Consider the following 24,090-nt stretch of genomic DNA (forward strand, 5'->3'; position numbering starts at 1 on the left):
GAAAATTGAGGCGCCTGCCGATACAGGCGCCATCCAGGGTGACTGCCGCTACATCTCCTGTTCGGCAAATTTGGCCAGCCGCGAGCGCACCACGCCGTTGAGGTAGACGTTGGCGCTGCCCTCGAAGTTCTTGAATCGCTCCACCACATAGGTGAGTCCCGAGGTCACCGCAGTCAGATAGTTGGAGTCGATCTGGGCCAGGTTACCGGAGCAGACCAGTTTGGTGCCTTCGCCCATGCGGGTGATGATGGTTTTCAGTTGCGAGGGGGTCAGGTTCTGGCACTCATCCAGCAGTACGAAGGCGTTCTGGATGGAGCGGCCACGCATAAAGTTGATCGATTTAAACTGGATATTGGCCTTATCCATGATGTATTGCAGGCTGCTGGCGGGACTCTCGTCCTGCTTGTGCAGCACCTCCAGGGTGTCGGTTACCGCCGCCAGCCAGGGGGCCATCTTCTCCTCTTCGGTCCCGGGCAAAAAGCCGATGGACTCGGCGATCTCCGGGGTATTCCGGGTGACGATCACCTTGTCATACAGCCGCTGTTCCACCACCTGTTCCAGGGCGGCGGCCAGGGAGAGCAGGGTTTTGCCCGAGCCGGCGGGGCCGGTGAGGATCACCATGTCGATCTCCGGGTCCATCAGCGCATGCAGCGCCATCCCCTGATAGATGTTCTTGGGATTGATGCCCCAGGCGTGATAACTCATCAGCCGGTCCTGGCTGAGATCCCGAATCACCACCTGGCGGTCATTGACCGATTTCACCTGGCCGCAGAAATCCTTGGTGTCGTCGATCAGGTACTGGTTGAGGTAGAGTGATTCCTCCTCCAGGGCTTCTCTGGGCAGGGTGTGGTACACCTCCCGGCCAAATTGCTCACTGGTGACCTCCTTGATCCTCTCCCACAGGCTACCTTTAAGTTCGGCAAAGCCCTTGGCCAGGAACTGGATGTCGTCCACCAGCTGGTCGGTGCGGTAGTCCTCCACTTTCTCCAGGCCAGCCCCCTTGGCCTTGAGACGCATGTTGATGTCCTTGGTGACCAGGACAATCTCGTCGTTGCCGCTCTGCTGCAGGTAGAGGGCGGAGTTGATGATCAGGTTGTCGTTGTTGTTTCCGGGCAGGGCCACGGGGTTGGTGAAGGTGATCTGATGGTCGGGGAAGATGGACAGGGTGCCCAGCTCCTCTTCCGGAGCGTTGGGGTGGTTGAGGGGCACGCCCTTGAGAATCTGTTCCGGGGAGGCGTCGCTCAGGCAATCTTCCAGGGTGCGGATGGCGACACGGGCGTCACGGCTGACATCTTTGCGGCGGTCTTTGATTTGGTCGAGTTCTTCGAGGACGGTCATGGGAATGACCACGTCGTGTTCTTTGAATGAGTATATGGCGAGGGGTTCGTGCAGCAATACATTGGTATCCAGCACAAAGCGTCTTTTGTTCTCTAAACCCATGGCACCTCCACTATGTCGTATGGAATTTAGGCTAGGCTCGACAGATAACAGTTGTACGACAGCTTCAACCCTAACATGGCAGATGGGCGGCCGTTTGACCAGTACAATTTGAGGGTGAATCACCGGCCGGCTTCCGGTAACATACGCCCCCTTTTCAGCCCACTAGCCGAAATAATTAGGAGTCAATTCATCCATGTCATTTGCTCTCGGACAACGTTGGATCAGCGACGCTGAATCTGACCTGGGCCTGGGTACCGTGGTCGCCATCGAAGGGCGTATGGTCACGGTTCTGTTCCCCGCTACCGGAGACAACCGCATGTTCGCCAGGGAGGACGCCCCGCTGACCAGGGTGGTGTTCAATCCCGGCGACGCCATCACCAGCCACGAGGGATGGACCCTGGAGGTGGAAGCGGTGCACGACAGGGATGGTCTGCTCTCCTACGAGGGCGTCCGCAGCGATACCGGCGAAAACGACAGCCTGCGTGAGACCATGCTGGACCACCAGATCCGCTTCAACAAGCCTCAGGATCGCCTGTTTGCCGGTCAGGTCGACCGCATGGAGTACTTCGTGACGCGCTACCTGAGTCAGCGTCAGCGCCACGCCATGCTGAAGAACCCCCTGCGTGCCCTGCAGGGGCCCCGTGCCGGTCTGATCCCCCACCAGCTCTACATCGCCAATGAAGTGGGCCGACGTCACGCCCCGCGGGTTCTGCTGGCGGACGAAGTGGGCCTGGGTAAAACCATCGAAGCCGGCCATATCCTGCATCAGCAACTGCTCTCCGGTAAGGCGCAGCGGGTGCTGATCCTGGTCCCCGAGACGCTTCAGCATCAGTGGCTGGTGGAGATGCTGCGTCGCTTCAGCCTGCGCTTCTCCCTGTTTGATGAGGAGCGCTGCATCGAGTCCCTGGCGGACTGCGACAACCCGTTTGAAACCGAACAGCTGGTGATCTGCTCTTTGGACCTGCTGCGCAAGAAGAGCCGTCTCCAGCAGGCCCTGGATGCCGACTGGGATCTGCTGGTGGTGGATGAAGCCCATCACCTGGAGTGGAGTGAGTCTGCTCCCAGCCGCGCCTACCAGGTGGTGGAGCAGCTGGCCCAGGCGGTCCCCGGGGTGCTGCTGCTGACCGCCACCCCGGACCAGCTGGGCCACCAGAGCCACTTCGCCCGTCTGCGCCTGCTGGATCCGGATCGCTTCTACGATTACGACGCCTTCACCCAGGAGGAGCAGAGCTACCAGCAGGTGGCCGACGCCGCCGACGCCCTGCTGGCCGAACGTCCCCTGTCCCAGGAGGAGCAGCTGGCCCTGACCGGGCTGCTCAAAGAGAGCGACATCTCCAGCGAACTGACCACCATCCAGAACGGTGAGGATGACGCGCGCAGCGCCGCCTGCCAGGCGTTGGTGAAGGAGCTGCTGGATCGCCACGGCACCAGCCGGGTGCTGTTCCGCAACACCCGCAGCGGTGTCTCCGGTTTTCAGGGGCGTGAGCTGAACCTACAGCCGATGGCGATGCCCAAGCAGTACGCCACCGCCATGCGGGTGAATGCCATGCTGGGCGGCGGCACCCCCAGCCAGAAGCTGATGAATCAGCTCTACCCGGAGAAGCTCTACCAGGAGTTTGAAGGGGCCAACGGCACCACCAGCTGGTGGCAGTTCGATCCCCGGGTCGACTGGATGATGGAGTTCCTCAAGACCAACCGCAGCAAGAAGGTGCTGGTGATCACCTCCAAGGCGGCCACCGCCCTGCAGCTGGAAGAGGCGATGCGCACCCGTGAGGGGATCCTGGCGTCGGTGTTCCACGAGGGGATGTCCATCCTTGAGCGCGATAAGGCCGCCGCCTTCTTCGCCCAGCAGGAGGGGGGCGCCCAGGTGCTGATCTGCTCCGAGATCGGTTCCGAGGGGCGTAACTTCCAGTTCGCCCATCAGCTGATCATGTTCGATCTGCCCCTGAACCCGGACCTGTTGGAGCAGCGCATCGGTCGTCTGGATCGCATCGGTCAGAACAGCACGGTACAGATCCACGTGCCCTACATCGAAGGCACCGCCCAGTACGCCCTGCTGCGCTGGTACCACGAGGGAATGAGCGCCTTCACCGAAACCTGCCCCAGTGGTCACCTGCTCCATGGCGAGTTTGGTGAGCGGATGCTGGATCTGCTCTCCGGCGAGCAGGATGAGGCGGCGCTGGGCGCCCTGATTCAGGCCACCGCCGAGCGCAACGCCGAGCATAAGGCCAAGGCGGAAGCGGGGCGGGACAAGCTGCTGGAGCTCAACTCCCACGGCGGCGCGGCGGCCGACGCCCTGGTGACCGCCCTGGAAGAGGCGGACGAAGACACTGACTTCATCAGTTTCATGCTGAAACTGTGGGATGTGATTGGCGTCGCCCAGGACGACAAGGGGGAGAACGCCGTGGTGCTGCAGCCCACGGAGCAGATGCTGTTCCCCAGCTACCCAGGCCTGCCGGAAGATGGCCTGTCGGTCACCTTCGATCGTGACACCGCCCTCTCCCGCGAGGATTTCCAGTTCCTGACACCGGCCCACCCTTTGGTGGCCTCCGGCATCGATCTGGTGACCTCCAGCGACACCGGCAGCACCAATGTGGCCCTGCTGAAGAACAAGGCACTGCCTGCGGGCACCCTGTTCCTGGAGATGATCTTCCTGGTGGAGGCGGTGGCCCCCAGCGAGGTGCAGATCGGTCGCTTCCTGCCCCCCACTCCGGTGCGGGTGTTGCTGGATAAGACCGGCAAGGACCTGGCGGTCAACGTCAGCTTCGACAGCTTCAACCGTCAGCTGACCCCGTTGAACCGTCACACTGCCACCAAGCTGGTGAGTGCCAGCCAGGCGCTGCTCCATGGCCTGATCAAGCAGGGTGACGAGCTGGCTCAGGCTCAGCTGAGCGCCCTGGTGGCCGAGGCGGAGCAGGAGATGACCCGTCAGTTGGGTGGCGAGCTGAACCGCCTGGAAGCCCTGAAACGGGTGAACCCCAACATCCGCGACAGTGAGCTGGATGCGGTGCGTGAGCAGATCAGCCTGGTCAGTGCCCATCTGGGGCGGGCCCAGGTACATCTGGACGCCCTGAGGATGATTGTGGTGACGCCGGAGTAATAACGAAAAAGGCAACCTTCACGGTTGCCTTTTTTGTATCCGGGGCAGGGTTAATCCTGCTTGGAGTTGACCACTTCACCTTCGATGACCACCCCGGAGGCATGATCCACGTCCGTGTCTCTGTGGGAGCCGGTGCGCCCGGGACGCTGGTAGCGCCACACCGCATTCATGGCCCAGAACACCAGACTGGCCAACAGCACCAGGGGCAGCATCAGCAGCAGCAGTGGGACCATCAGCAGCAGCAGAATCAGGCTGGCGCCTGAGGGCTTGATGATGCGGAACCTGTGTTGCCAACCTGCAATGCCGCTGGAGAACTGATTCATATTCCGTCCTATCTTTTTCATCTGTCGGAAAAACGTACACCTATATGTATTGTAAAGCCCCTTGGGCCGATGACAAGGGGGTAGGGCTTGTTGACGGGTGGTGGTACAGTGTGGGTCAAGTTGTATGTCCAAAACACCCCATGCTGTTACGAACTCTGCTGATTCTGTTGATTGCCGTTCATCCTGCCCTGCAGGCCGCCGAGCGCCTGACCCCGAGCCACACCGCCGGTACCCTGGGAGAGGTTCTGCTGGTCGCCCCTGTGGGGGCGCCGGGCTTCGCGGCCCTGGCCTCCGCCCTGGAAACTCAGCTGCCCGAGTATGGCTGGCAGGTCAGGCGGGTGGACGCCCTGCCCGAGAGTGCCCCGGACCCGGACAGCGTCTGGTTGGTGGAGGGGGCGACCGCCGGAACCCTGGCCAGCCGAATGGCCGAGCAACGCTGGCTGACGCCCCTGGCTCTGGTGCTGATTGGCGGCTACCAGACCGGTGAACCCGCCCTGGATCAGTTTCTGGTGGAGCTGCCGTCGGCGGTGCTGGATGTGGTCTCCGACTGGGACCACCCCCTGTCCCTGGCGGACCGGCTGGAGCGCAAGCGTCAGGCCAGGCGCAGCAATAAAACCAACTACCGTCAGTGGCGTAGCTACCTCAATTATCATGAGGGGGAGGACCATGATGAGCTGGTCAGTCGTATCCATGGCTGGTTAAAACGGCAGTTGCGCGCATCCAGAGGAATTCGTTGAGTATACTTCCTTGAGTTGATTGGGAATTAGCCCTACAATCGGCGCGCCAAATTTTTTGAGTGGATCAAAATGGACCCTAGCACGAGTAGTCCCAGTTGGGACATCACTAAAGACTCGAACACAAAGCTGATTGACGGCACCGAAGCCCGCCGCTGACAGGGATCCCTCCCTCCTGTGCATGCTTCGTTGTCAATGGAGATGAAGCATGCAAAAAGACACCCTTTTTGCCACCTTGGAAACCGCAGTGATTGCCGGCGACAAACAGTCTGCCCGGGCGACACTGGAGCTTGCCCATCCGGCGGACATTGCCGAAGCGATCTGTGAGTTCACCGCCCAGCAGGCGGTGCACTTCCTGTCCCTGTTGTCCCTGCCGGATCACGCGGTGCTCTTCGGTTACCTGGCCCCCCATGCCCAGGCGGAGATCGCCCGGGAGATGAGCCGCAACGATCTGGCGGCGCTGTTTTCCCAGATGGAAGCGGATGAACGGGCCGACCTGTTCAACCGCCTCAGTGAAGAGGACCAGCACACCCTGCTGCCCGGATTGGCCCAGGCGGAGCGGGAAGATGTGCGCCGATTGGCCAGCTACCCGGAGGAGACCGCCGGGGCCCTGATGACCTCGGATTACGCCACCCTGCGCGGTCACTGGCCGGTACGCAAGGCGCTGAAGAAGCTGCGCCTGGAAGCGCCGGACAAGGAGACCATCTACCAGACCTATGTGATTGACGCCAATCGTCACCTGATGGGGACCCTCTCCCTGCGTGAGCTGATCCTGGCCAATCCGGACCGTCTGGTGGAGGATCTGATGCGCACCGAGGTGGTGCACACCCGGGTGGACGAGGACCAGGAGGTGGTGGCCAAGAAGATTCGACACTACGACCTGCTGGCCCTGCCGGTGCTGGACGCCGAAGATCGCCTGGTGGGGATTGTGACCTACGATGACGCCATGGACGCGGCGGTGGAAGAGGCCACAGAGGATGCCCAGAAGAGTGCGTCGGTGGCCAAGCTGGACGCGCCCATGAACCAGGTGACCGGTTGGGAACTGTATCGTAAGCGGGTGTTCTGGCTGGTGCTGCTGGTGTTCGGCAGCCTGCTCTCCGGTGCCGGCATCGCCTACTTCGAGGACACCATCGCCAAGTACGTGGCCCTGGTGTTCTTCATGCCCCTGCTGGTGGGCAGCGGCGGCAACGCCGGCTCCCAGTCGGCGGCCCTGATGGTGCGGGCCCTGGCCACCGGAGAGGTGGCGATGAAGGACTGGGCCAAAGTACTGGGGCGGGAGTTCCTGGTGGCCGGTGCCCTGGGGCTGACCATGGCGGTGGCGGTGTTTGCCCTGGGCTGGTTCCGCGGCGGGGTGGAGATCGCCTGGGTGGTGGCCTTCGCCATGGTGTCGGTGGTGATGGCCGGCTCCCTGATTGGCCTGTGTCTGCCCTTTATCCTCAGCCGGGTGAAGCTGGACCCGGCCACGGCTTCGGGCCCCCTGGTCACCACCATAGTGGATGCCACCGGGGTGTTGATCTACTTCGGTTTTGCGACCACGATCCTCGGATTGTAATCACCCGATGAAAACCCCCAGCCCCGGCCCTGCGCCGGGGCTTTTGTTTAGGTCCGGGTTTCCCCCAGAGTTTGCCTCGGCGGCACCTGGTAGTTCACCGGGTGGCGCTCCCGGTGCACGAAGTGGCGGGTGTTCTTGTAGGGCAGCTTCATGAAACCGGAGATCCCCTGGTCGCGGATCTGCGGCACCTGAGTCAGAATCCGCCCCAGGCAGTCACGGAACTCCGCTTCCCGTTCGGGATCCAGCAATCTCAGGTAGGAGTGCAGCTTCATGTGAGTGGGCAGCACCTCGAAGATGATGCAGCCGGTGTGGTGGATGGCATTGAGTTCTCCCAGGGCGGCCATGATCCCCTCGGGCAGGCGCAGGTTCTCGTCCGGGTCCTGGCCATCTTCGAAGTAGCTGTGCAGCCGGGTCTTATCCTCCAGTTCGGGCACATCGGACAGGTCGAAGCGGATCTGCTGGTCCTGTGACGGTACAAACCCCTGCTGCGGCGTCTGCCGTTCGAAGTGCAGAGTATCCCGGGCATTGAAGAAGCAGGCCTTGAACACCCCCTGGTGAGGGATGGACTGGGCCAGTTTCACCAGATTGTTCACCGCGTGGGTAAAAGGAGCCTTGAGGGTGGGGTCGTACAGATTCAGGCTGGAGTCGATGGCCACTCCGGCGCCGTGCCAGTGCAGAGCCAGGCCCCCGAGAATGGGGAACTCCCCCAGCCGGCCCACGGCGGTGACAAAGGCCTTCTCCACATCCCCCATCCCCATCAGGTAGTCCCGGTAGTAGCGGTCGATCTGGATGTCGCCACTGGGCAGGGGGGCGTCCCCCTGATGTTGCTGCAGGAAGGATTTGCGCGAGCTGTAGGCCACGGTGTCGATCCCCTGACCAAACTGGTGCACCCACACCGGCAGTGTGGGGGTCAGACTGGGCTCGGGCATCGCCGGCGGCTGCCAGGCCGGTCCCTGGGTCAGGCGCCGGATAAAGTGGTCGCCTCCCTGGCGCTGCACCTGGGGGTCGTCACTGAGCATGGCGTCCAGGGTGTCGGCAAAGGCTTTGGGTAATCCCAAGCTGGCGGCGGGCAGTACGCTGCGACCGAAGCGGCTGGGCAGGCCTGAAGCCAGGGCATAGAGGGTGCCGGCCACCCCCTGCTCATCGAATCGGGGGGAGGAGGGGCGTCCGGCCAGCTGGTCGGCGCCGATAAAATAGAGGTCGCCCATGCGGGCATTGCTGTGCAGGGGCTCACCGCCCACCCCCAGTCCGGTGGCGGCGATGGGCTCGCCGTCGGCGTCCTGCTGGGCGAACACCGCCGAGCCCCAATCGATGAGAGACAGGGTCTGGGACAGGGGATCAAACACCAGGTTGGAGGGTTTGATGTCGCCGTGGACTATGGGGCGGGACAGGTCCTGCCTCAGGTAGCGCAGCAGCTCCGCCAATTGGCGGGCGATGGCCGCCAGCCAGGTCAGGGGCAGGGGGCCGCAGCGCAGGGCCAGCTGAGCCAGATCCCGGCCGGGGGCCAGGGTCATCACCATGATCCCCTGCAGTTTCAGCTGCTGGTAGCGGATCAACCTGGGGATGTTGGGGTGATTGACCTGATCCAGCATCCAGGCCTCCTCCTCCAGCCGCGCCTGCAGGTGCACCGGCAGGGTGATGCGGGAGAACTTGAACACCTGCTCCCCCTCGGTGGGGTGGCGGCCGGCGAAGACGAAGCCGTACACCCCCTTGCCGACGAAGCGGATCTGCCGATAACCCAGCCTGGCCAGCTGCTTTTCACACAGCCTCAGCCACTGTTTCAGCTTTTGAGCATCGTCATGTTTCAGAAGATAGATCGACTGCTCTTCAGCGATGTAAAAATGGTGTAGCGGCGCCGTGTCTTTCATGGAACTCCCTGTATTTCACAGCTTTGCAGGTGCTCACTGGCTAAAGTCGGACTTTTCTTTCCTGTTAAGCCCGGTTACCGCCATAGAAAAGCGTTCATTACCTTGATCAAAATCAAGGGTTTCGGGGCGGTTTATGTGATTATTGGATCCGCATTGTAACATGGGAGACCTAGAGATGGCCGAGGCTGCCGCTGCACCCACAGTCGCCGAGCTGGTTGAGTTGTTAAATTATCCGCGCAACAAGATGCGCGACAACATGGATGTGCGCTTCTGTCCCCACGCGGTATTCTATAACCCAGTGGATGAGCGATGCATCTATTGTCACCAGGGCATGGAGTGTAAGTGGCTGAATCATAACGACGAGCTGGTCGCCGTTGAACGAAAGTCCATGAAGGAGTTTCGTCGTGAGCTGACCCTGGCTTGTGATTACGTTGAGGCTCAGCTGACCCCCGCCCACCTGTCGCGTCGCGCCTGCAGTTGCGATAACTGTAAATGGCTGGAACGCGTGAGGGTGGTCCTGTCCAAAGAGTGGTAATGACATTCTTTCAGTGAGCAGGTAAGGTGCCAAGCCTGAATAGAGCAGGATTGGCACTTTATGGACGCATCATTCTGGCACGATAAGTGGGAAAACCAGCTTATCGGCTTTCATCAGGACGAGATCAACCCCTTCCTTAAATCCCACTGGTCGAGCATCGACCACGACAGTGGGCGCATCTTCGTTCCCCTGTGTGGCAAATCCCTGGATATGATCTGGCTGGCGGAGCACGGTGAAACCGTGGTGGGCTGTGAACTCAGTGAACTGGCGGTCTCCGGCTTCTTCGACGAACGTGGTCTGTCGCCACAGGTGGACAGTCACCCCCCGCTGACATGTTTTCGTGCCGGCCCCTTCGAGCTGTGGCAGGGGGACATGTTCCAGCTGGACAGTGAGCAACTGACCCCGCTCAGTGCCTTCTACGACCGGGCGGCGTTGATTGCCCTGCCCGAAGCGATGCGCGTCGCGTACTGGCACAAGCTGGCGAGCATGCTGACGCCAGGCACCCAGGGACTGCTGATCACCCTGGATTACCCTCAGCAGCAGCTCTCCGGCCCGCCCTTCTCGGTCAGCGAGGCGCAGGTGTTGGCACTCAGCGACGGGCTGTTCAAGGTGGAACTGCTGGAGCGCATCGATGTGCTGGCAGACAACCCCAGATTCCTCAACAAAGGGGTCGAACGCCTGGATGAACTGGTGTTCCGCCTGACCCGGCTGTAGTTCGTCTCAGGGCAACTTAGGCCAGCGACAGCAGGAAGGGGATCAGGATCGGGGTGGCCAGGCTCAGCAGGAAGCCGGAGACAATGGCCACCGGCACCACCTTGGGTCCCCCGGTCTGCTGCAGCACCGGCAGGGTGAAATCCATGGCGGTGGCGCCGCCGTAGCCGATGGCGCCGGCGGGGGAGACCCGCATCAGGGCGGGGATCAGCACGATGGCGATCAGCTCGCGGCTGAGATCCGCCAGGAAGGCCACCGAACCCAGCACCGGGCCCAGGCCATCGGTGATCAGAATCCCGGACAGGGAGTACCAGCCAAAGCCCGACGCGAGAATCACCCCGTGCAGCAGTGGCAGGTCGTGGATCAGCGCGGTCAGGGCGCCGGCCACCAGGGAGGTGAGGGCGACCAGGGCGGCAATGGCCAACCCCCTGGGGTTGAGCAGGATGCTGCGCAGCCCCAGGTTGGAGCCTCTCAACTGGATGCCGATGAGTGCCAGCAGCACCATCAGGGCGCCGTTGGCGGTCTGCTCAATCAGGCTGTGGGGCAGGGTTACCACCAGCCCCAGCACCACCCCGGCGGCCACCACCAGTGCCAGCTTCAGCGATTCCATCACCAGCTTGCCCAGAGGTTGCCTGCTCTCACCCAGATCCAGGGCCAGGGGCCAGCGCCTGTCCACCAGCGGCAGGGCCGCCAGGTTCAGCCCCAGGGTCAGGACAATCAGGGTGGCCAGCAGCACTCCGATGGTGCCCAGCTCCGACGCCAGGTTGTCTACCTGGGCCAAAGAGAGCCCCATCAGGGCCAGGATCAGATAGACGATGCCGCTGAGTACCCAATCGATGCGCGCCAGCAGGCGACGACTCTTTACGGGCACCAGGTAGCCGCCAAACAGCGGCAGGAGAATGATCAACGATTCCAGGGACATCAATACTAACCTCGGTTGGGGACACAGCAGGTTAGCAGGGCCGCCCCGGCTCTACAACTTCGACGCTCTGCCGCAACCGGCTGCTTCGAGTGGATGTGTCCAGGTTCAATGAGTTAGCGCCTGGCCTCATGGCATTGACGCACTCACCGTCGCCGATGAGGCGAAATCCTGTCGCCTGGAGAGGATTCGAGCGGTTTCGTGTATACTGTGCGCTTCGAATTTTTTGGGTTGGAGTATCACCTTTGCAATTTTCTGAACTGGGTCTCGACAAGCGATTGGTTGAACGCATGGATCACCAGGGCTTCCAGCAGGCCACGGACATCCAGCAGCAAGCCATTCCGGTCGCCATCGCCGGCAAGGACCTGCTGGCTTCCTCGAAGACGGGATCCGGTAAGACCCTGGCCTACCTGCTGCCGGCGGTTCAGAGAGTGATGAAGCAGAAGGCCCTGAGTAAGCGCGACCCGCGGGTGGTGGTGCTGGCCCCAACCCGGGAGCTGGCCAAGCAGGTCTATGGTCAGCTGCGCAGCCTGATCTCCAACACCAGCATCAAGGGTGTGTTGATTCTTGGTGGTGAAGACTTCAACCAGCAGAGTAAGGATCTGGCCAAAGATCCCCACTTCGTCATCGCCACTCCGGGGCGACTGGCGGACCACCTGGAACACGGTCACCTCTACCTCAACGGCCTGGAGCTGCTGATCCTGGATGAGGCGGACCGGATGCTGGACCTGGGTTTTGCCGACCAGCTCAATGCCATCCACAAGGCGGCGGACCACCGTCGTCGCCAGACCTTGATGTTCTCCGCCACCCTGGACAGTGCCGTGGTGAGCGAATTTGGCCAGGACCTGCTGAGTGCCCCGGCCCGGGTGCGCATCGACGCCGAGCAGCAGATGCACGCCAACATCCGCCACACCTTCATCCTGTCGGATCACCTGGATCATAAGCAGGCCCAGCTGATGAAGCTGCTGCAGGAGAAGCCGTTCAACCAGGCGATGCTGTTTACCGCCACCCGGGCAGACACCGATCGTCTGGCCCAGCTGCTGGCGGAGCAGGGGTACACCACCCTGGCCCTGTCCGGGGATCTCAGTCAGGCGGCCCGTAACCGCATCATGGATGAGTTTGCCGCCGGCAAGGCGCAGATTCTGGTGACCACCGATCTGGCCAGCCGTGGCCTGGACATCAGTCAGGTCTCCATGGTGATCAACTTCGACTTGCCCAAGCACTCCGAAGAGTACATCCACCGCAGTGGCCGAACCGGCCGTGCCGGCGCCACCGGGGAAGCCTATTCCCTGGTGGGCCCCAAGGACTGGAAGGCGGCGGAAGATCTGCAGCGATTCCTGGGCCAGAGTCTGAGCTTCGAAGCCATGGAGGGGATGGAGGCCAAGTTCAAGGGGTTCAAACCCAAGCCCAAGGCCAAGAGCGTCAGCAAGGACGACCAGGGGGGCCCGAAGAAGGCCGTGCCGAAGAAATCGGCCGCGCCCAGGAAGAAGCGCAAGACCGCCTTCGTCCTCAAGGACGCCGGCGAGCTGCCCTTCATCCCGAAGAAGCCCAGCTCAGAAGAATAAAAAAACGCGCCGAAAGGCGCGTTTTTCTGTTTCAGGGTGGAGTCACTATTACTCCAGGCCGTCGTCGACGTCGTCGTCCTCAGGCTCCAGCATGCCCCAGCCGTCGCTCTTACCCTTGTACTTCTTGCACAGGGCGGTCAGGGTCTTCTCAATGTCGCAGATGGGGCCATGCTCGGGCACCATCTCGGTCACCAGGCGCAGCTCCCACTCCTTGGCGGCCTCGTTGTAATTCAGGTAGAGGCCACAGCCGGGGTACTCCTTCTGCACCCGCTCGGCCGCCTGGCGGCCCTGCTCCTCGTCGGCAAACAGCACGTAGAAGTCCAGCATGTAGGGCTGGCTCAGATCGATGCCTTCACCCTGCATCAGTTCCAGCAGTTCGCCGGTGGGGTCGGAGGGAAATGTCATGGGTTCTCTCTATGGTTAAAACTCGATGGAGGGGCGGGCCCGTTTCTTCGGGGCACTGCTCTTGGCCTGGGCCTTGGGCTTGGCACCCTCCTGGGGGGGAGCGATGGTGACCTTCTCGCCGTTGAAGCTGACCCGGTCGCCGGCCACCAGCTTGCGCCGCTTGCGGGTTTCCAGCTCGTCGTTCACCTCGACCATGCCTTCGCTGATCACCAGCTTGGCATCGCTGCCGGAACCGACCCAGCCCTGAACCTTCAGCACTTTATACAGCTCAACGAAATCACATCCTGGCATCAGGGGCAGTTGCTCACTCATCAGTCTCTGTCCTGTTAAATCAACGGCGATAGTATAGCGGGAATCGTTGGGGAAGCGGGAGCGGGAAGAAAGGAAAAAAGGTGCAGACTGGGGTTGTGCTGCACCCTTAAGGTAAAACATTCTCTTTTGCCAGCTGCTGCTCTATCAGCTTGGGCTTGTTGCCATAGATCAAGGTGTCGCCAATGAGGAGGATGGGTACGCTGTCACAACCCAGGGGTACGTGTCCTTGATACCAGCTCGGGCTGGCGGTCAGGTCACGCTCCTCAAAATTCACCGCCCGGTTCGCAAGAAGTGAGTGGATCTCCCTGCTTGCTGGACACCAGCTGGCGTTATAGATAACCACCTGGGCCTTGCTGTCTCCGGAATAGGCCGAGAAGTCTCCTTGAAATTGAGCGGGGGGATGGGTCAGGGTCTCCAGGGCGACCACCAGCACCAGTGCCGAAAACGGCAACAGCAACAGTTGAGCCACATTGGTCAGCAAGGGCCAGAGAGAGGAGTTGGCTTGCTGGTCCCGGAGCGTCGACATGACGTACCTCCCGCAGGGATATCAGGAACTGTCCGTTGTGCAGCAAAAAAAGGGGAGAGGTTGTCTGGACCTATCACTCCCTTGACTGCTGCCCAGACGCCTACAGAATACCGATGGCACCGGGTGGCCGACAGTGGCGACTACCGCTCCTTCGTGTGAGAGATCAGCCATTTACAACGTAAAGGATTCGCCGAGTTGGCGAAAAAACAGTTCAGGATGGGCGGTCAGAGCCGGAAAATGAAAGGGCTGGTGAAGCGTGCTGGGGAGAGAAAACGAAAAAACCCTTAGCTCAGAGAGCTAAGGGTTTGAATTTTAAAACTTTAGAGCAGAGCTCTTAGTTCATGCCGTACTTCTTCAGCTTCTTGCGCAGAGTACCGCGGTTGATGCCCATGATGTTGGCAGCACGGGTCTGGTTACCACGGGTGTACTGCATGATGATGTCCAGCAGGGGCTGTTCCACTTCGCACAGGACCATCTCGTACACTTCAGAAGCTTCCTGGCCGTCCAGCTGAGCAAAGTAGTTGCTTACGGCGCGCTTCACGGAGTCGCGTAACAGCTGAGGCTTCACGGTGCCGTTGGGGGTTTCGATCTGGCCTACGGTCAGTTGTGCTTCTGGATGGGAGTTCTGCTGATCAAACATACTGCCTTGCTCTTAAATTAAATTGTTAAACCTGGTCAAAATAGCGCGTCAGCGCTTCGAGTTGCGCTGTGGCACTTTCCAAACGATTAAACTCGCGTCGTACCGAATCCTGCTGCTGGTGCGTCAGGTACCATCCCACATGCTTCCGGGCGATGCGAAGACCACGCTCTTCGCCGTAGAAACGGTGCAGGGTGTCCAGATGCTCCAGCATGATGCCCCGAATCTCTTCCTGGCTCGGGGCCGACAGTTTGGTGCCGGTACGAAGAAAGTGCTCAATTTCCCGAAACAGCCATGGCTGTCCCTGGGCGGCTCGACCAATCATGATCGCATCCGCCTGGGTAACTTCCAGGACATGACGCGCTTTCTCTGGGCTGTCGATATCCCCATTGGCGACAACCGGGATGGACACCGCCTGCTTGATGGCAGCGATGGTGTCGTATTCCGCCTCACCCTTGTACATGCACTGCCGGGTACGGCCATGCACGGCGAGGGAGGCGATCCCATGTTGTTCGGCAATCTGGGCAATCTCGATGCCATTTCGATGCTCTGGATCCCAACCGGTGCGGATCTTCAGGGTGACAGGCACGTCTACGGCGTTAACCACCGCATCCAGTATCTGTTTCACCCGGTCCGGTTCCCGCATCAGAGCGGACCCAGCCATCTTCTTATTCACTTTTTTTGCCGGACAGCCCATGTTGATGTCGATGATCTGGGCACCACGCTCCACATTGAAGCGCGCCGCCTGGGCCATTAACTCGGGCTCAGCGCCGGCGATCTGTACTGAACGAATTCCGTCTTCACCACCGTGGTCCATCCGCGAGCGCGACTTGTCCGAATCCCAAACTTTGGGATTGGAAGACAACATCTCAGACACGGCTAACCCAGCGCCTAAACGGCGACACAGTGTGCGGAAGGGGAGATCCGTTACCCCGGCCATGGGAGCCACGATCAGCCGGTTTTCCAGTTGATAGGGTCCTATGCGCATGATGACAAATCTCCTCGTACGTTCACGAGGGAGCGCATATTACTCTTTTTTATCAGTGGTGGGAAGGTCAATAAATGTACGAGAAGCAACTTTTTTTGCTTGACATTATTGGAGTTATTTCAATGAGGGCAGGGGGGTCAAAGTGAGTGGGCACTCACATACCCGACCACCCCTGAAATCGTTCGTTTTTTGAACGTTTACTTGCGAGTGCCGCTGATGCGACACCAATCTTCCATTACCGCGGTGTCGTCCAGCTCAAACCACTGGCTGTAAATTTTGCGAAGTTCGTCATTCTGTTCCTGCAGCAGACCGGACAGCGCCAGCCGTCCGCCCGGCTTCACCAGACCGGCAATCAGAGGCGCCAGCTCCCGCAGGGGACCGGCGAGAATGTTGGCGATCAGCACATCCGCCTGCAGGTTCTCGGGCTGATTCTTGGGCAGGTAGAGGTCGAAGCGGCTCTCTTCGATGCCGTTGCGGCCGGCGTTGTCCTGGCTGGCAGTCAGGGCCTGGGGATCGATGTCGATGCCGACGCAGTGCTGGGCGCCCAGTTTGAGAGCCGCCACCGCCAGGATGCCGGAACCACAGCCGAAGTCGATCACCTGCTTGCCGAACATATCCAGGCCATCGAGCCACTGCAGACACAGGGCGGTGGTGGGGTGGGTGCCGGTGCCGAAGGCCAGGCCGGGATCCAGCAATACATTGACCGCGTCCGGTTCCGGGGCCTCGTGCCAGCTGGGGCAGATCCACAGACGCTGGCCAAATTGCATCGGCTTGAAGTTGTCCATCCACTCCCGCTCCCAGTCCTTGTCCTCCAGGGCCTCTACCTTGTGGGTGAAGTCGGGGCCCAGTTCAGGTTGCGCTTCCAGCTCGGTCACCACCGACTTCATGTCGGTGATGGCGTCATACAGGCCGATGACGTCGGTGTCACCCCACAGGCGGGTCTCTCCGGGCAGGGGTTCAAACACCGGGGTGTCTTTGGCGTCCACGAAGGTCACGGAGACGGCGCCGGTTTCGGTCAGGTGATCGCCGATGGTCTCGGCCAGCTCACCATTGGTGTTAATGCGGATCTGAATCCAGGGCATAGTGCGCTCATAGTTAAGGAGGTTTGGTTGCCTCTATTGTATGCGACAACGTCTGCCGCTGCATCCGGCGTATATCAAAGGCAGACGACTGTTGCTATTTTGAACTGGGGTCAAATAGTGTGATTGATTTCACATGGGTGAAAATCCCATAGGTGATCTTGATCAATGACTGGTGTTTTGTCCCTTAACGAGGGGCGGGCGGAGCCGTATCGTTGATCTTCCTCTTCTAATCCCTACAACAATAATAGGTTTAACTATGACCCCTAATGGAGTAAGCGGTCGTACCGCAGCCAGGCTGGATCGATGGCAGGGGCTCTCCGGAGCCGCGCTGGCGATCTTCCTGCTGTTCCACCTGCACTTCGAATCCAGCATCCTGTTCGGTAAAGAGGCGTTCTACCGGGTGGTGCGGATCCTCGAAGCGGGCTTCCTGGATCCTCAAGGCCATGGCTTTCCCGCCCTGACCGTGCTGGTGGCCCTGACTCTGACCGTATTGCTGCTGATCCACGCCCTCACTGCCCTGCGCCGCTTCCCCCAGAAGTATCGCCAGTGGCGTGCCCTGAAACAGCAGGCGGGCCTGCGTCTGCCGGACACCCGCCTGTGGCTGCTGCAGCTGGCAACAGGTTTCGCCCTGTTCTTCCTGGTGCCGGTGCACCTGATTGGCATCCTGCTGGATCCCGCCGCCATCGGCCCCCACCAGTCTGCCTACCGCATCGTCGAGCAGGGCTTCGGCTGGCTCTACATGCTGCTGATGCCCCTGGTGGTGCTGCACGCGGTGATCGGTCTCTACCGCCTCAGCCTGAAATGGTTCGGCGATAAGGTGTCCCGCGCCAAGGCCCGCAAGCTGGCCCTGGGCGTCACGCTGTGGCTTCTGGTGCTGGGCAGCGCCAGCCTGGTGATGTGGCTGGCCGTGGGTCAGAGCCTGCCAGTTCCCCTGACTCCCTACAGCCCCAACTGAGGATAACAACAATGAAAACCATCTATACCGATGCCTTGGTGATAGGCGGTGGGCTGGCCGGCCTTAGGGTGGCCATCGCCTGCAAGGAGCGGGGCCTCAATACTCTGGTGTTGTCGCTGATCCCCGCCAAGCGCTCCCACTCCGCCGCCGCTCAGGGGGGCATGCAGGCCAGCCTGGGCAACAGCGTCAAAGGGGTGGGCGACAACGAAGATGTCCATTTCCAGGACACGGTGAAGGGCTCCGACTGGGGCTGTGACCAGAGAGTCGCGCGGATGTTTGCCCACGTGGCCCCCAAGGCGGTGCGCCAGGCGTCGGCCTGGGGCGTGCCCTGGAGCCGGGTAGCCAAGGGCGACCGCAAGGCCATTGTCAACGCCGAGGAGGTGACCATCACCGAGCCGGAGGAGGCCCATGGCCTGATCACCGCCCGGGATTTTGGTGGCACTAAGAAGTGGCGCACCTGCTACACCGCCGACGGTACCGGCCACTCCATGCTCTACGCCATGGACAACAAGGCGATCAGCCTGGGGATCCCGGTGCACGAGCGCAAGGAGGCGATCGCCCTGATCGAAGACGGTGAGCGCTGCCACGGCGCCATCGTCCGCGACCTGATTACCGGTGAGCTGGTGGCCTACCTGGCCCGCACCACCACCATTGCGACCGGCGGTTATGGCCGGCTGTGGTCGGTGTCCACCAACGCCATCATCTGTGAAGGCACCGGTCAGGGCATCGCCATGGAGACCGGCAAGGTGGCCCTGGGCAACCCGGAAGCGATCCAGTTTCACCCCACCGCCATCGTGCCCGTTGGCATCCTCACCACCGAAGGGTGTCGCGGTGACGGCGGCATCCTGCGGGACAAAGATGGCTACCGCTTCATGCCCGACTATGAGCCGGAGAAGAAGGAGCTGGCCTCCAGAGACGTGGTCTCCCGTCGCATGACCGAGCACATGCGTAAAGGCAAGGGGGTGGACAGCCCCTATGGTCCGCACCTGTGGCTGGACATCACCCTGCTGGGCCGGGAACACATTGAAAAGAATCTGCGGGAGGTGCAGGAGATCTGTCAGTACTTCCTCGGCATCGATCCCGCCGAGGACTGGATCCCGGTACGCCCCACCCAGCACTACTCCATGGGCGGCATCCGCACCGATGAGCAGGGTGAAGCGCCCAACCTCAAAGGGCTGTTCTCCGTGGGCGAGGCCGCCTGTTGGGACATGCACGGCTTCAACCGTCTCGGCGGCAACTCCCTGGCGGAGACCGTGGTGGCCGGGATGATCGTCGGCGAATACGTGGCCGACGCCTGTCAGCGTTACGACATGGGCAGCCAGGCCCTGGCGCAGCAGTGCCTCAACCGCGAACAGGCGGATCTCGACCGGCTGCTGGCCCGGGAGGAGGGGGAGAACCCCTTCATCCTGCGTCAGGAGATGGAAGCGATCATGATGGACAAGGTGGGGATCTTCCGCACCGGCGAGGAGCTGGGCAAGGCCGTGGCCGAACTCAAGTCCCTGGCGGAGCGCTGTGAGAATTTGGTGGTCAACAACAAGAAGCGTCACGCCAACCCCGAGCTGGTGGCCGCCATTCGTCTGCGTAAGATGATCAAGGTGGCACTGGCGGTGGCCATGGGCGCCGAGGCGCGCACCGAATCCCGTGGTGCCCACTCCCGCGAGGATTACCCCCAGCGCAACGACCGCGACTGGCTCAAGCGCACCCTGGCATTTTGGCGCGATCACGACATCAAGCTGGAGTACGAGGAGCTGGAGGTGAAAGAGATGGAGCTGCCACCGGGTTACCGGGGGTACGGCGAGGACAACGCCATCGCCCATCCGGACACCAAGCGTCGGCTGCAGGAGGTGGAGGCGATCGCTAAGGAGTTCGACGACCGCCATCAGCGTCAGCAGCAGACCATGGCCTTCGAGCTGCCCGTTAAGTTCAAACCGAAAAACCAGCGCCGTGGAGAGGATCTATGAGCCGTACCCTGACTTTCCGTATCTTCCGTTACGACCCTCAGCTGCCCGGCGACAAGCCGATGATGCAGGAGTACCAGCTGCAGGAAGCACCCGGGATGACGGTCTTCATCGCCCTTAACCTGCTGCGTGAGCAGCAGGACCCCACGCTGCAGTTCGACTTTGTCTGCCGCGCCGGCATCTGTGGCAGCTGTGCCATGGTGATCAACGGTCTGCCCACCCTGGCGTGTCGGACCCTGACCAGCAACTTCAGCAAAGGGGTGATCACCCTGATGCCGCTGCCGGGCTTCGAACTGATTGGGGATCTGTCGGTGAACACCGGCAAATTTATGCGCGCCCTGTCTGAGCGGCTGCAAGCCTGGTTGAGCCCCAAAGAGGTGAATCAGGACATGCACCGGTTGGAGCGGCCCATGGAGCCGGAGCTGGCCGACGCCATCTACGAGTCCGAGCGCTGCATCGAGTGCGGCTGCTGCGTCTCCGCCTGCGCCACCGCCCAGATGAGGGAAACCTTCGTTGGGGCCGTGGGCTTCAACAAGGTGGCCCGCTTCGCCCTGGACGATCGTGATGTCAGAGACGCCGAGGAGTTCTACCACATCATCGGTGACGAAGATGGTGTGTTTGGCTGCATGACCCTGCTGGGCTGCCAGGACACCTGCCCCAAGAACCTGGATCACCAGGGGCAGATCGCCTACCTGCGCCGTAAACTGGCCTGCCCGGAGCGGATCCTCTGATCCCAGCGGCAGTCACAACAAAAAAAGGCCAGCGTACGCTGGCCTTTCTCGTTTAACCCAGTTCCATGATGTCATCCTGGTCGCTGCTCAGATCTTCACCGCTGCTGTCATCGTCGGCATCGTCGTCAGCGGAGGGGGATTTGGAGCTCATGGTGAACAGCTTGCGCCTCTGGCTCTTAGCGATGTACTTGGTCCAGGCGTGCTCCAGAATCGATTCGGCCGGGCATTCGCCCCTGGCCATGGAGATAAATTGCGCCTCCTGAGGCGTGGCCGGGGGTTGGGTCCCTTCCGCCAGAGCCTTAAGCCTTCGGCCATACTGCTCAAGCAGGTCGGACTCTTTCATGGTGAAGTGGCCTGAACGGGCAAAGCCACGGGGAAAATGCGTGTCATCGAAGAAACGACCGGCTGGCTGAAATCCTTCAATTTGGCTCATGACATTCTCTCTCGGTGTACTGTCTGACTGTCCCCCCTTGTAGAGGGGTTTTGTGGAAGATTTGATGGCAAATATAGGACACTTTTATTACTTCGAGACCGTCATTTTGGCAAGGGCGCAGCGCACATTTGGGTGTGCAATAAAGTGCTATTTGTTTCGTGCGTTGTGTTATGTTTAAAAAACGTTAAGCAGCGCCAGGTGTCTTATGTTCTTAGATTATTTTGCTCTCGCTTTGCTCTTTTTTGTGGGGTTGGTCCTCTTCTACGGCATCATTGCCATCCACGACATCCCCTACGAAATTGCCAAAAAGCGCAACCACCCTCACCAGGATGCCATCCATGTCACCGGATGGGTCAGCCTGTTCACCCTGCACGTTATCTGGCCCTTCCTGTGGATCTGGGCCACCCTCTACCGCGAAGATCGCGGTTGGGGCTTCAAGCAGTTGCAGGAACATGAACAGGCGCTGGAGGTCAAGGTGGCCTCCCTGGAGAATGACGTTGCCAGCCTGCGGGAGCAGGTGGCCAAACTGAGTGGGGAGAGCTAACGGATGGACCTGCTACTCATAATGACCTACACCGCCTTGTGCGTTGCCATCTTCAAAATCTTTAAGATCCCGCTGAACAAGTGGACCGTACCTACTGCGGTATTGGGCGGCGTGGTCCTCATTGGCGCCTTGTTGCTGCTGATGAACTACAACCACCCCTTTACCCCGGTGGCCCGCCAGGTGTACGTCACCACACCCATAGTTCCCTCGGTGAGGGGGCCTGTGGTCGAGGTGCCGGTGGTGGCCAACCAGCCGCTGAAGCAGGGGGATGTGCTGTTTCGTATCGACGACGTTCGTTATCGGGAGATTGCCGAAGAGAAGCAGGCCCAGGTTACCGCAGCCACGGCCGATCGGGACCGCACCAAGGGGGAATACCTGAGGTATAAGGAGGGGTATGACAAGGGCGGTGCCTTTACCCGTTCGGAACTGGACATCCGCGAGCAGCTCTACCTGGCGGCGGAGGCCAAGCTGGCGGCCCGCCTGGCGGATCTGACCAAGGCGCAGTATGACCTCAGTGAAACCGTGGTCCGGGCGCCTACCGACGGCTACGTCACCCAGGTGGCGCTGCGTCCCGGGATGATGGCGGTGCCACTGCCATTGCGCCCGGTGATGGTGTTCATCAACAGCAGCGACTCTGCCTACGTGGGCGCCTTCAATCAGCGCTCATTGCTGAGAATCAGCGAAGGTTATGAGGCCGAAGTGATCTTCCCGGCCATTCCCGGACGGGTGTTCAAGGGCAAAGTGTCTCAGGTGCTGCCGAACATCGGTGAGGGTCAGTTCCAGGCTCAGGGTCAGCTGTTTACCACCGCTACCCTGATGGGGCAGGGCCGGGCCTTTGTCCAGATAGAGCTGGATGACCAGATAGACCAGTACACCCTGCCCGATGGGGCCAACGCCGAGATGGCAGTGTACTCGGACAGCTTTACGCACGTCTCCATCATCCGCCGGGTGTTGCTGAGGATGAAGAGCTGGCAAAACTACTTGTTCCTCGAACACTGATTTTGTGTAGCGGCAGACAGCTTGGAATTTAAGCTGTTGTTACCATGGATGGAATTTGTTAAGAGTCAGACTGAACGCCGTCGGTATGGCGAGTCGAATAAGGATAATATGAAATGCTGAACCCTACCTTCAGTCGCCGGCTGATACTGATGCATGAGATCGCCCATCACGATAAGGCCAGTGTGCCGGCGCTGATGAAGAGTCTGGGCTGGCCTCGCCGTACCATTCAGGATGTGCTCAAGGCATTGATGGGCATGGGGGTGCAGGTGGAGTTCATCGAAGATGGTGTACGCCACAACGATGGCCACTACCGGGTGGCGGACTGGGGCCCCATCGATCCTGTCTGGGTGCGCAACAACCTCGACTCTCTGCTCGCCACTCTCGAGCGCTGACATTGTTCCGGGCATAAAAAAAGCTTCGCACCAGGCGAAGCTTTTTTATTGGGCGTCTCGCAGAGAGTCGGCTTAGGACTCGGCAACCATCCGACGGGCGGCTTCCACGACGATGGAGACGGCAGAGGTCTCGGTCTTCTTCATGGTGGCTTCGTCAGGGATCTCCTGCTGAGTACGGTTTACGATCACACCGGCCACACAGCCTGCGTACCAGCCCTGGGCGGCACACATGGTCAGCAGGGTGGCGGACTCCATCTCGTAGTTCAGTACGCCCATCTCCTGCCACTCTTTCATGGAACCCTTGAAGCGACGGGTCACGCGACCGGATACGGTGTCGTAGCGCTCCTGACCCGGGTAGAAGGTGTCGGAAGAGGCGGTGATGCCCACGTGAGGCTCATGACCCAGATCATTGGCGGCGTTCACCAGGGCAGTGGTGCAGGCGAAATCGGCAACGGCAGGAAACTCCATGGGCGCGAAGTGCAGGCTGGCACCGTCCAGACGAACAGAGCCGTTGGTCACGATCACGTCACCCACGTTTACATACTCCTGAATGGCGCCGGTGGTGCCCACTCGCAGGAAGGTGTTGATGCCCAGCTGCCCCAGCTCTTCTACCGCAATAGAAGTAGAGGGACCGCCGATACCGGTGGAGCAGATCACCACTGGCTTGCCGTCGAGGTAACCCAGGTAGCTGGTGAACTCACGGGTGCTGGCCAGGAAGGTGGGGTTTTCCATCAGTTCTGCAATGCGCTTTACACGCTCTGGATCGCCAGGGACGATGGCCACGTTGGCGCCGTCCAGCATCTCTTTGGTCAAGCCGAGGTGAAACACTGTGCTCATGGTTGTTTCCTTATTAAGTAAAATTCGGTGGTGCTTAAAGCTGTTGAAACTGACTTTCGTAATTAAACAACATTCAGCTCACATCTTTGTAGACCCATGTGGCATAAATAGCCCATTTTTGCGCCCGTGCCTGTGATCTAAGCACAAAAAAAGTAACTTTCAGCCGACGTGGCCAAAAAAAAACCGATCGAACGCGATTGTTGAGATTTCCCTTGCAGGAAGCGTTCCAGTCCCTATAATGCGCTTCCTGTCGACGGGGCACAGCGGGTCATCAAACACCGCGCTGAGCAAAACATCGACACCCGGAAAAACCTTTGAAAATAGGGGTTGACGGGGGATGAGGAAAGCGTAGAATGCGCAGCCTCAGCAACGAAAACAACGTTGCACTGCTCTTTAACAATTAGTCAGACAATCTGTGTGGGCACTCGCGCAGGATTGATATCTCATATATCAATGTTGCACTGAGTGACTATAACAAGTTAATTCAGTAATTCATTGAGTCGGAATTTTCGGATTCCAAAAAACTTTTTAATTGAAGAGTTTG

23 protein-coding genes and 1 pseudogene are annotated in these 24,090 nt (G+C 60.4%); 12 read left to right on the forward strand and 12 right to left on the reverse strand.

The genetic code is table 11. The annotated features are described in order from the left end of the window. Positions 1-48: 48 nt before the first annotated feature. Positions 49-1,440, reverse strand: a complete 1,392-nt coding sequence (locus G505_RS0111705; protein ID WP_028109721.1) for a PhoH family protein — start codon at positions 1,438-1,440, stop codon at positions 49-51. A 193-nt stretch (positions 1,441-1,633) separates the two neighbouring features. On the opposite strand from G505_RS0111705, the gene rapA reads away from it, so the two are divergent. Beyond that, positions 1,634-4,540 (forward strand): RNA polymerase-associated protein RapA, encoded by a 2,907-nt coding sequence (gene rapA, locus G505_RS0111710; RefSeq protein ID WP_028109722.1) that lies wholly within the window; start codon positions 1,634-1,636, stop codon positions 4,538-4,540. A gap of 50 nt (positions 4,541-4,590) precedes the next feature. On the opposite strand, the gene G505_RS0111715 is transcribed toward rapA, so the two are convergent. Continuing rightward, positions 4,591-4,863: a hypothetical protein gene (locus G505_RS0111715; RefSeq protein WP_028109723.1), complete on the reverse strand. Its 273-nt coding sequence runs from the start codon at positions 4,861-4,863 to the stop codon at positions 4,591-4,593. A gap of 140 nt (positions 4,864-5,003) precedes the next feature. Between G505_RS0111715 and G505_RS0111720 the strand changes: the two genes are divergently transcribed. After that, positions 5,004-5,600, forward strand: a complete 597-nt coding sequence (locus G505_RS0111720) for a DUF3530 family protein (protein ID WP_028109724.1) — start codon at positions 5,004-5,006, stop codon at positions 5,598-5,600. A 205-nt stretch (positions 5,601-5,805) separates the two neighbouring features. Next, a complete protein-coding gene (mgtE, locus tag G505_RS0111725; RefSeq protein WP_028109725.1) occupies positions 5,806-7,149 on the forward strand; it encodes a magnesium transporter in 1,344 nt (447 codons plus the stop codon). Between the two features lie 47 nt (positions 7,150-7,196). Here the strand turns inward: mgtE and G505_RS0111730 are convergent, their stop codons facing one another. Continuing rightward, positions 7,197-9,017: a serine/threonine protein kinase gene (locus G505_RS0111730; protein WP_028109726.1), complete on the reverse strand. Its 1,821-nt coding sequence runs from the start codon at positions 9,015-9,017 to the stop codon at positions 7,197-7,199. Positions 9,018-9,192: 175 nt separating this feature from the next. On the opposite strand from G505_RS0111730, the gene G505_RS0111735 reads away from it, so the two are divergent. After that, on the forward strand, positions 9,193-9,552 hold the full coding sequence (locus G505_RS0111735) for a hypothetical protein (protein ID WP_028109727.1): 360 nt from the start codon (positions 9,193-9,195) through the stop codon (positions 9,550-9,552). Between the two features lie 60 nt (positions 9,553-9,612). Further along, positions 9,613-10,266 carry a thiopurine S-methyltransferase gene (locus tag G505_RS0111740; RefSeq protein WP_028109728.1) on the forward strand — a complete coding sequence of 218 codons (654 nt, stop codon included), beginning with the start codon at positions 9,613-9,615 and terminating at the stop codon, positions 10,264-10,266. A 16-nt stretch (positions 10,267-10,282) separates the two neighbouring features. Here the strand turns inward: G505_RS0111740 and G505_RS0111745 are convergent, their stop codons facing one another. Beyond that, entirely contained in the window at positions 10,283-11,185 is a 903-nt protein-coding gene (locus G505_RS0111745) for a LysO family transporter (protein ID WP_028109729.1), read from the reverse strand. Positions 11,186-11,427: 242 nt separating this feature from the next. Here G505_RS0111745 and G505_RS0111750 point away from each other — a divergent pair, with 242 nt between their 5' ends. Beyond that, positions 11,428-12,747 (forward strand): DEAD/DEAH box helicase, encoded by a 1,320-nt coding sequence (locus G505_RS0111750; protein WP_028109730.1) that lies wholly within the window; start codon positions 11,428-11,430, stop codon positions 12,745-12,747. Positions 12,748-12,795: 48 nt separating this feature from the next. Here the strand turns inward: G505_RS0111750 and G505_RS0111755 are convergent, their stop codons facing one another. The 6 genes and pseudogenes from G505_RS0111755 to prmA all read right to left on the reverse strand — a co-directional run bounded on the left by G505_RS0111755 (position 12,796) and on the right by prmA (position 16,697). Continuing rightward, a complete protein-coding gene (locus G505_RS0111755) occupies positions 12,796-13,152 on the reverse strand; it encodes a ribonuclease E inhibitor RraB (protein ID WP_028109731.1) in 357 nt (118 codons plus the stop codon). 102 nt (positions 13,153-13,254) lie between these two features. Beyond that, positions 13,255-13,464 (reverse strand): annotated as a pseudogene (locus G505_RS21410) (RNA-binding S4 domain-containing protein); the annotation flags it as partial. Positions 13,465-13,570: 106 nt separating this feature from the next. Further along, on the reverse strand, positions 13,571-13,990 hold the full coding sequence (locus G505_RS0111765; protein WP_028109732.1) for a glutaredoxin family protein: 420 nt from the start codon (positions 13,988-13,990) through the stop codon (positions 13,571-13,573). Between the two features lie 334 nt (positions 13,991-14,324). Continuing rightward, positions 14,325-14,630, reverse strand: a complete 306-nt coding sequence (gene fis / locus G505_RS0111770; protein ID WP_028109733.1) for a DNA-binding transcriptional regulator Fis — start codon at positions 14,628-14,630, stop codon at positions 14,325-14,327. 25 nt (positions 14,631-14,655) lie between these two features. Further along, positions 14,656-15,615, reverse strand: a complete 960-nt coding sequence (dusB, locus tag G505_RS0111775; protein WP_028109734.1) for a tRNA dihydrouridine synthase DusB — start codon at positions 15,613-15,615, stop codon at positions 14,656-14,658. Positions 15,616-15,812: 197 nt separating this feature from the next. After that, positions 15,813-16,697 carry a 50S ribosomal protein L11 methyltransferase gene (gene prmA, locus G505_RS0111780; RefSeq protein ID WP_028109735.1) on the reverse strand — a complete coding sequence of 295 codons (885 nt, stop codon included), beginning with the start codon at positions 16,695-16,697 and terminating at the stop codon, positions 15,813-15,815. A 256-nt stretch (positions 16,698-16,953) separates the two neighbouring features. On the opposite strand from prmA, the gene G505_RS0111785 reads away from it, so the two are divergent. The 3 genes from G505_RS0111785 to G505_RS0111795 are packed head-to-tail and all read left to right on the forward strand — an operon-like array spanning position 16,954 to position 20,341. Next, complete coding sequence (locus G505_RS0111785) at positions 16,954-17,652, forward strand: fumarate reductase cytochrome b subunit (RefSeq protein WP_028109736.1); 699 nt, start codon at positions 16,954-16,956, stop codon at positions 17,650-17,652. A gap of 11 nt (positions 17,653-17,663) precedes the next feature. Continuing rightward, on the forward strand, positions 17,664-19,613 hold the full coding sequence (locus G505_RS0111790; RefSeq protein WP_028109737.1) for a fumarate reductase flavoprotein subunit: 1,950 nt from the start codon (positions 17,664-17,666) through the stop codon (positions 19,611-19,613). Beyond that, positions 19,610-20,341 (forward strand): fumarate reductase iron-sulfur subunit, encoded by a 732-nt coding sequence (locus G505_RS0111795; RefSeq protein WP_028109738.1) that lies wholly within the window; start codon positions 19,610-19,612, stop codon positions 20,339-20,341. The genes G505_RS0111790 and G505_RS0111795 overlap by 4 nt, the downstream gene beginning before the upstream one ends. A 52-nt stretch (positions 20,342-20,393) precedes the next feature. On the opposite strand, the gene G505_RS0111800 is transcribed toward G505_RS0111795, so the two are convergent. Then, on the reverse strand, positions 20,394-20,774 hold the full coding sequence (locus tag G505_RS0111800) for a MaoP family protein (protein WP_028109739.1): 381 nt from the start codon (positions 20,772-20,774) through the stop codon (positions 20,394-20,396). Between the two features lie 205 nt (positions 20,775-20,979). Between G505_RS0111800 and G505_RS0111805 the strand changes: the two genes are divergently transcribed. From G505_RS0111805 to G505_RS0111815, 3 genes are all read left to right on the forward strand, one after another. Then, a complete protein-coding gene (locus G505_RS0111805; RefSeq protein WP_028109740.1) occupies positions 20,980-21,318 on the forward strand; it encodes a DUF3302 domain-containing protein in 339 nt (112 codons plus the stop codon). 3 nt (positions 21,319-21,321) lie between these two features. After that, positions 21,322-22,317 carry an HlyD family secretion protein gene (locus tag G505_RS0111810; RefSeq protein WP_028109741.1) on the forward strand — a complete coding sequence of 332 codons (996 nt, stop codon included), beginning with the start codon at positions 21,322-21,324 and terminating at the stop codon, positions 22,315-22,317. Between the two features lie 113 nt (positions 22,318-22,430). After that, positions 22,431-22,709, forward strand: coding sequence for a helix-turn-helix domain-containing protein (locus tag G505_RS0111815; RefSeq protein WP_028109742.1), 279 nt, complete (start codon positions 22,431-22,433; stop codon positions 22,707-22,709). A 72-nt stretch (positions 22,710-22,781) separates the two neighbouring features. Here the strand turns inward: G505_RS0111815 and udp are convergent, their stop codons facing one another. Continuing rightward, positions 22,782-23,546, reverse strand: coding sequence for a uridine phosphorylase (udp, locus tag G505_RS0111820; RefSeq protein WP_028109743.1), 765 nt, complete (start codon positions 23,544-23,546; stop codon positions 22,782-22,784). Between the last annotated feature and the right edge of the window lie 544 nt (positions 23,547-24,090).

The sequence above is a fragment of the Ferrimonas futtsuensis DSM 18154 genome (assembly GCF_000422645.1).
Lineage (GTDB): Bacteria > Pseudomonadota > Gammaproteobacteria > Enterobacterales > Shewanellaceae > Ferrimonas > Ferrimonas futtsuensis.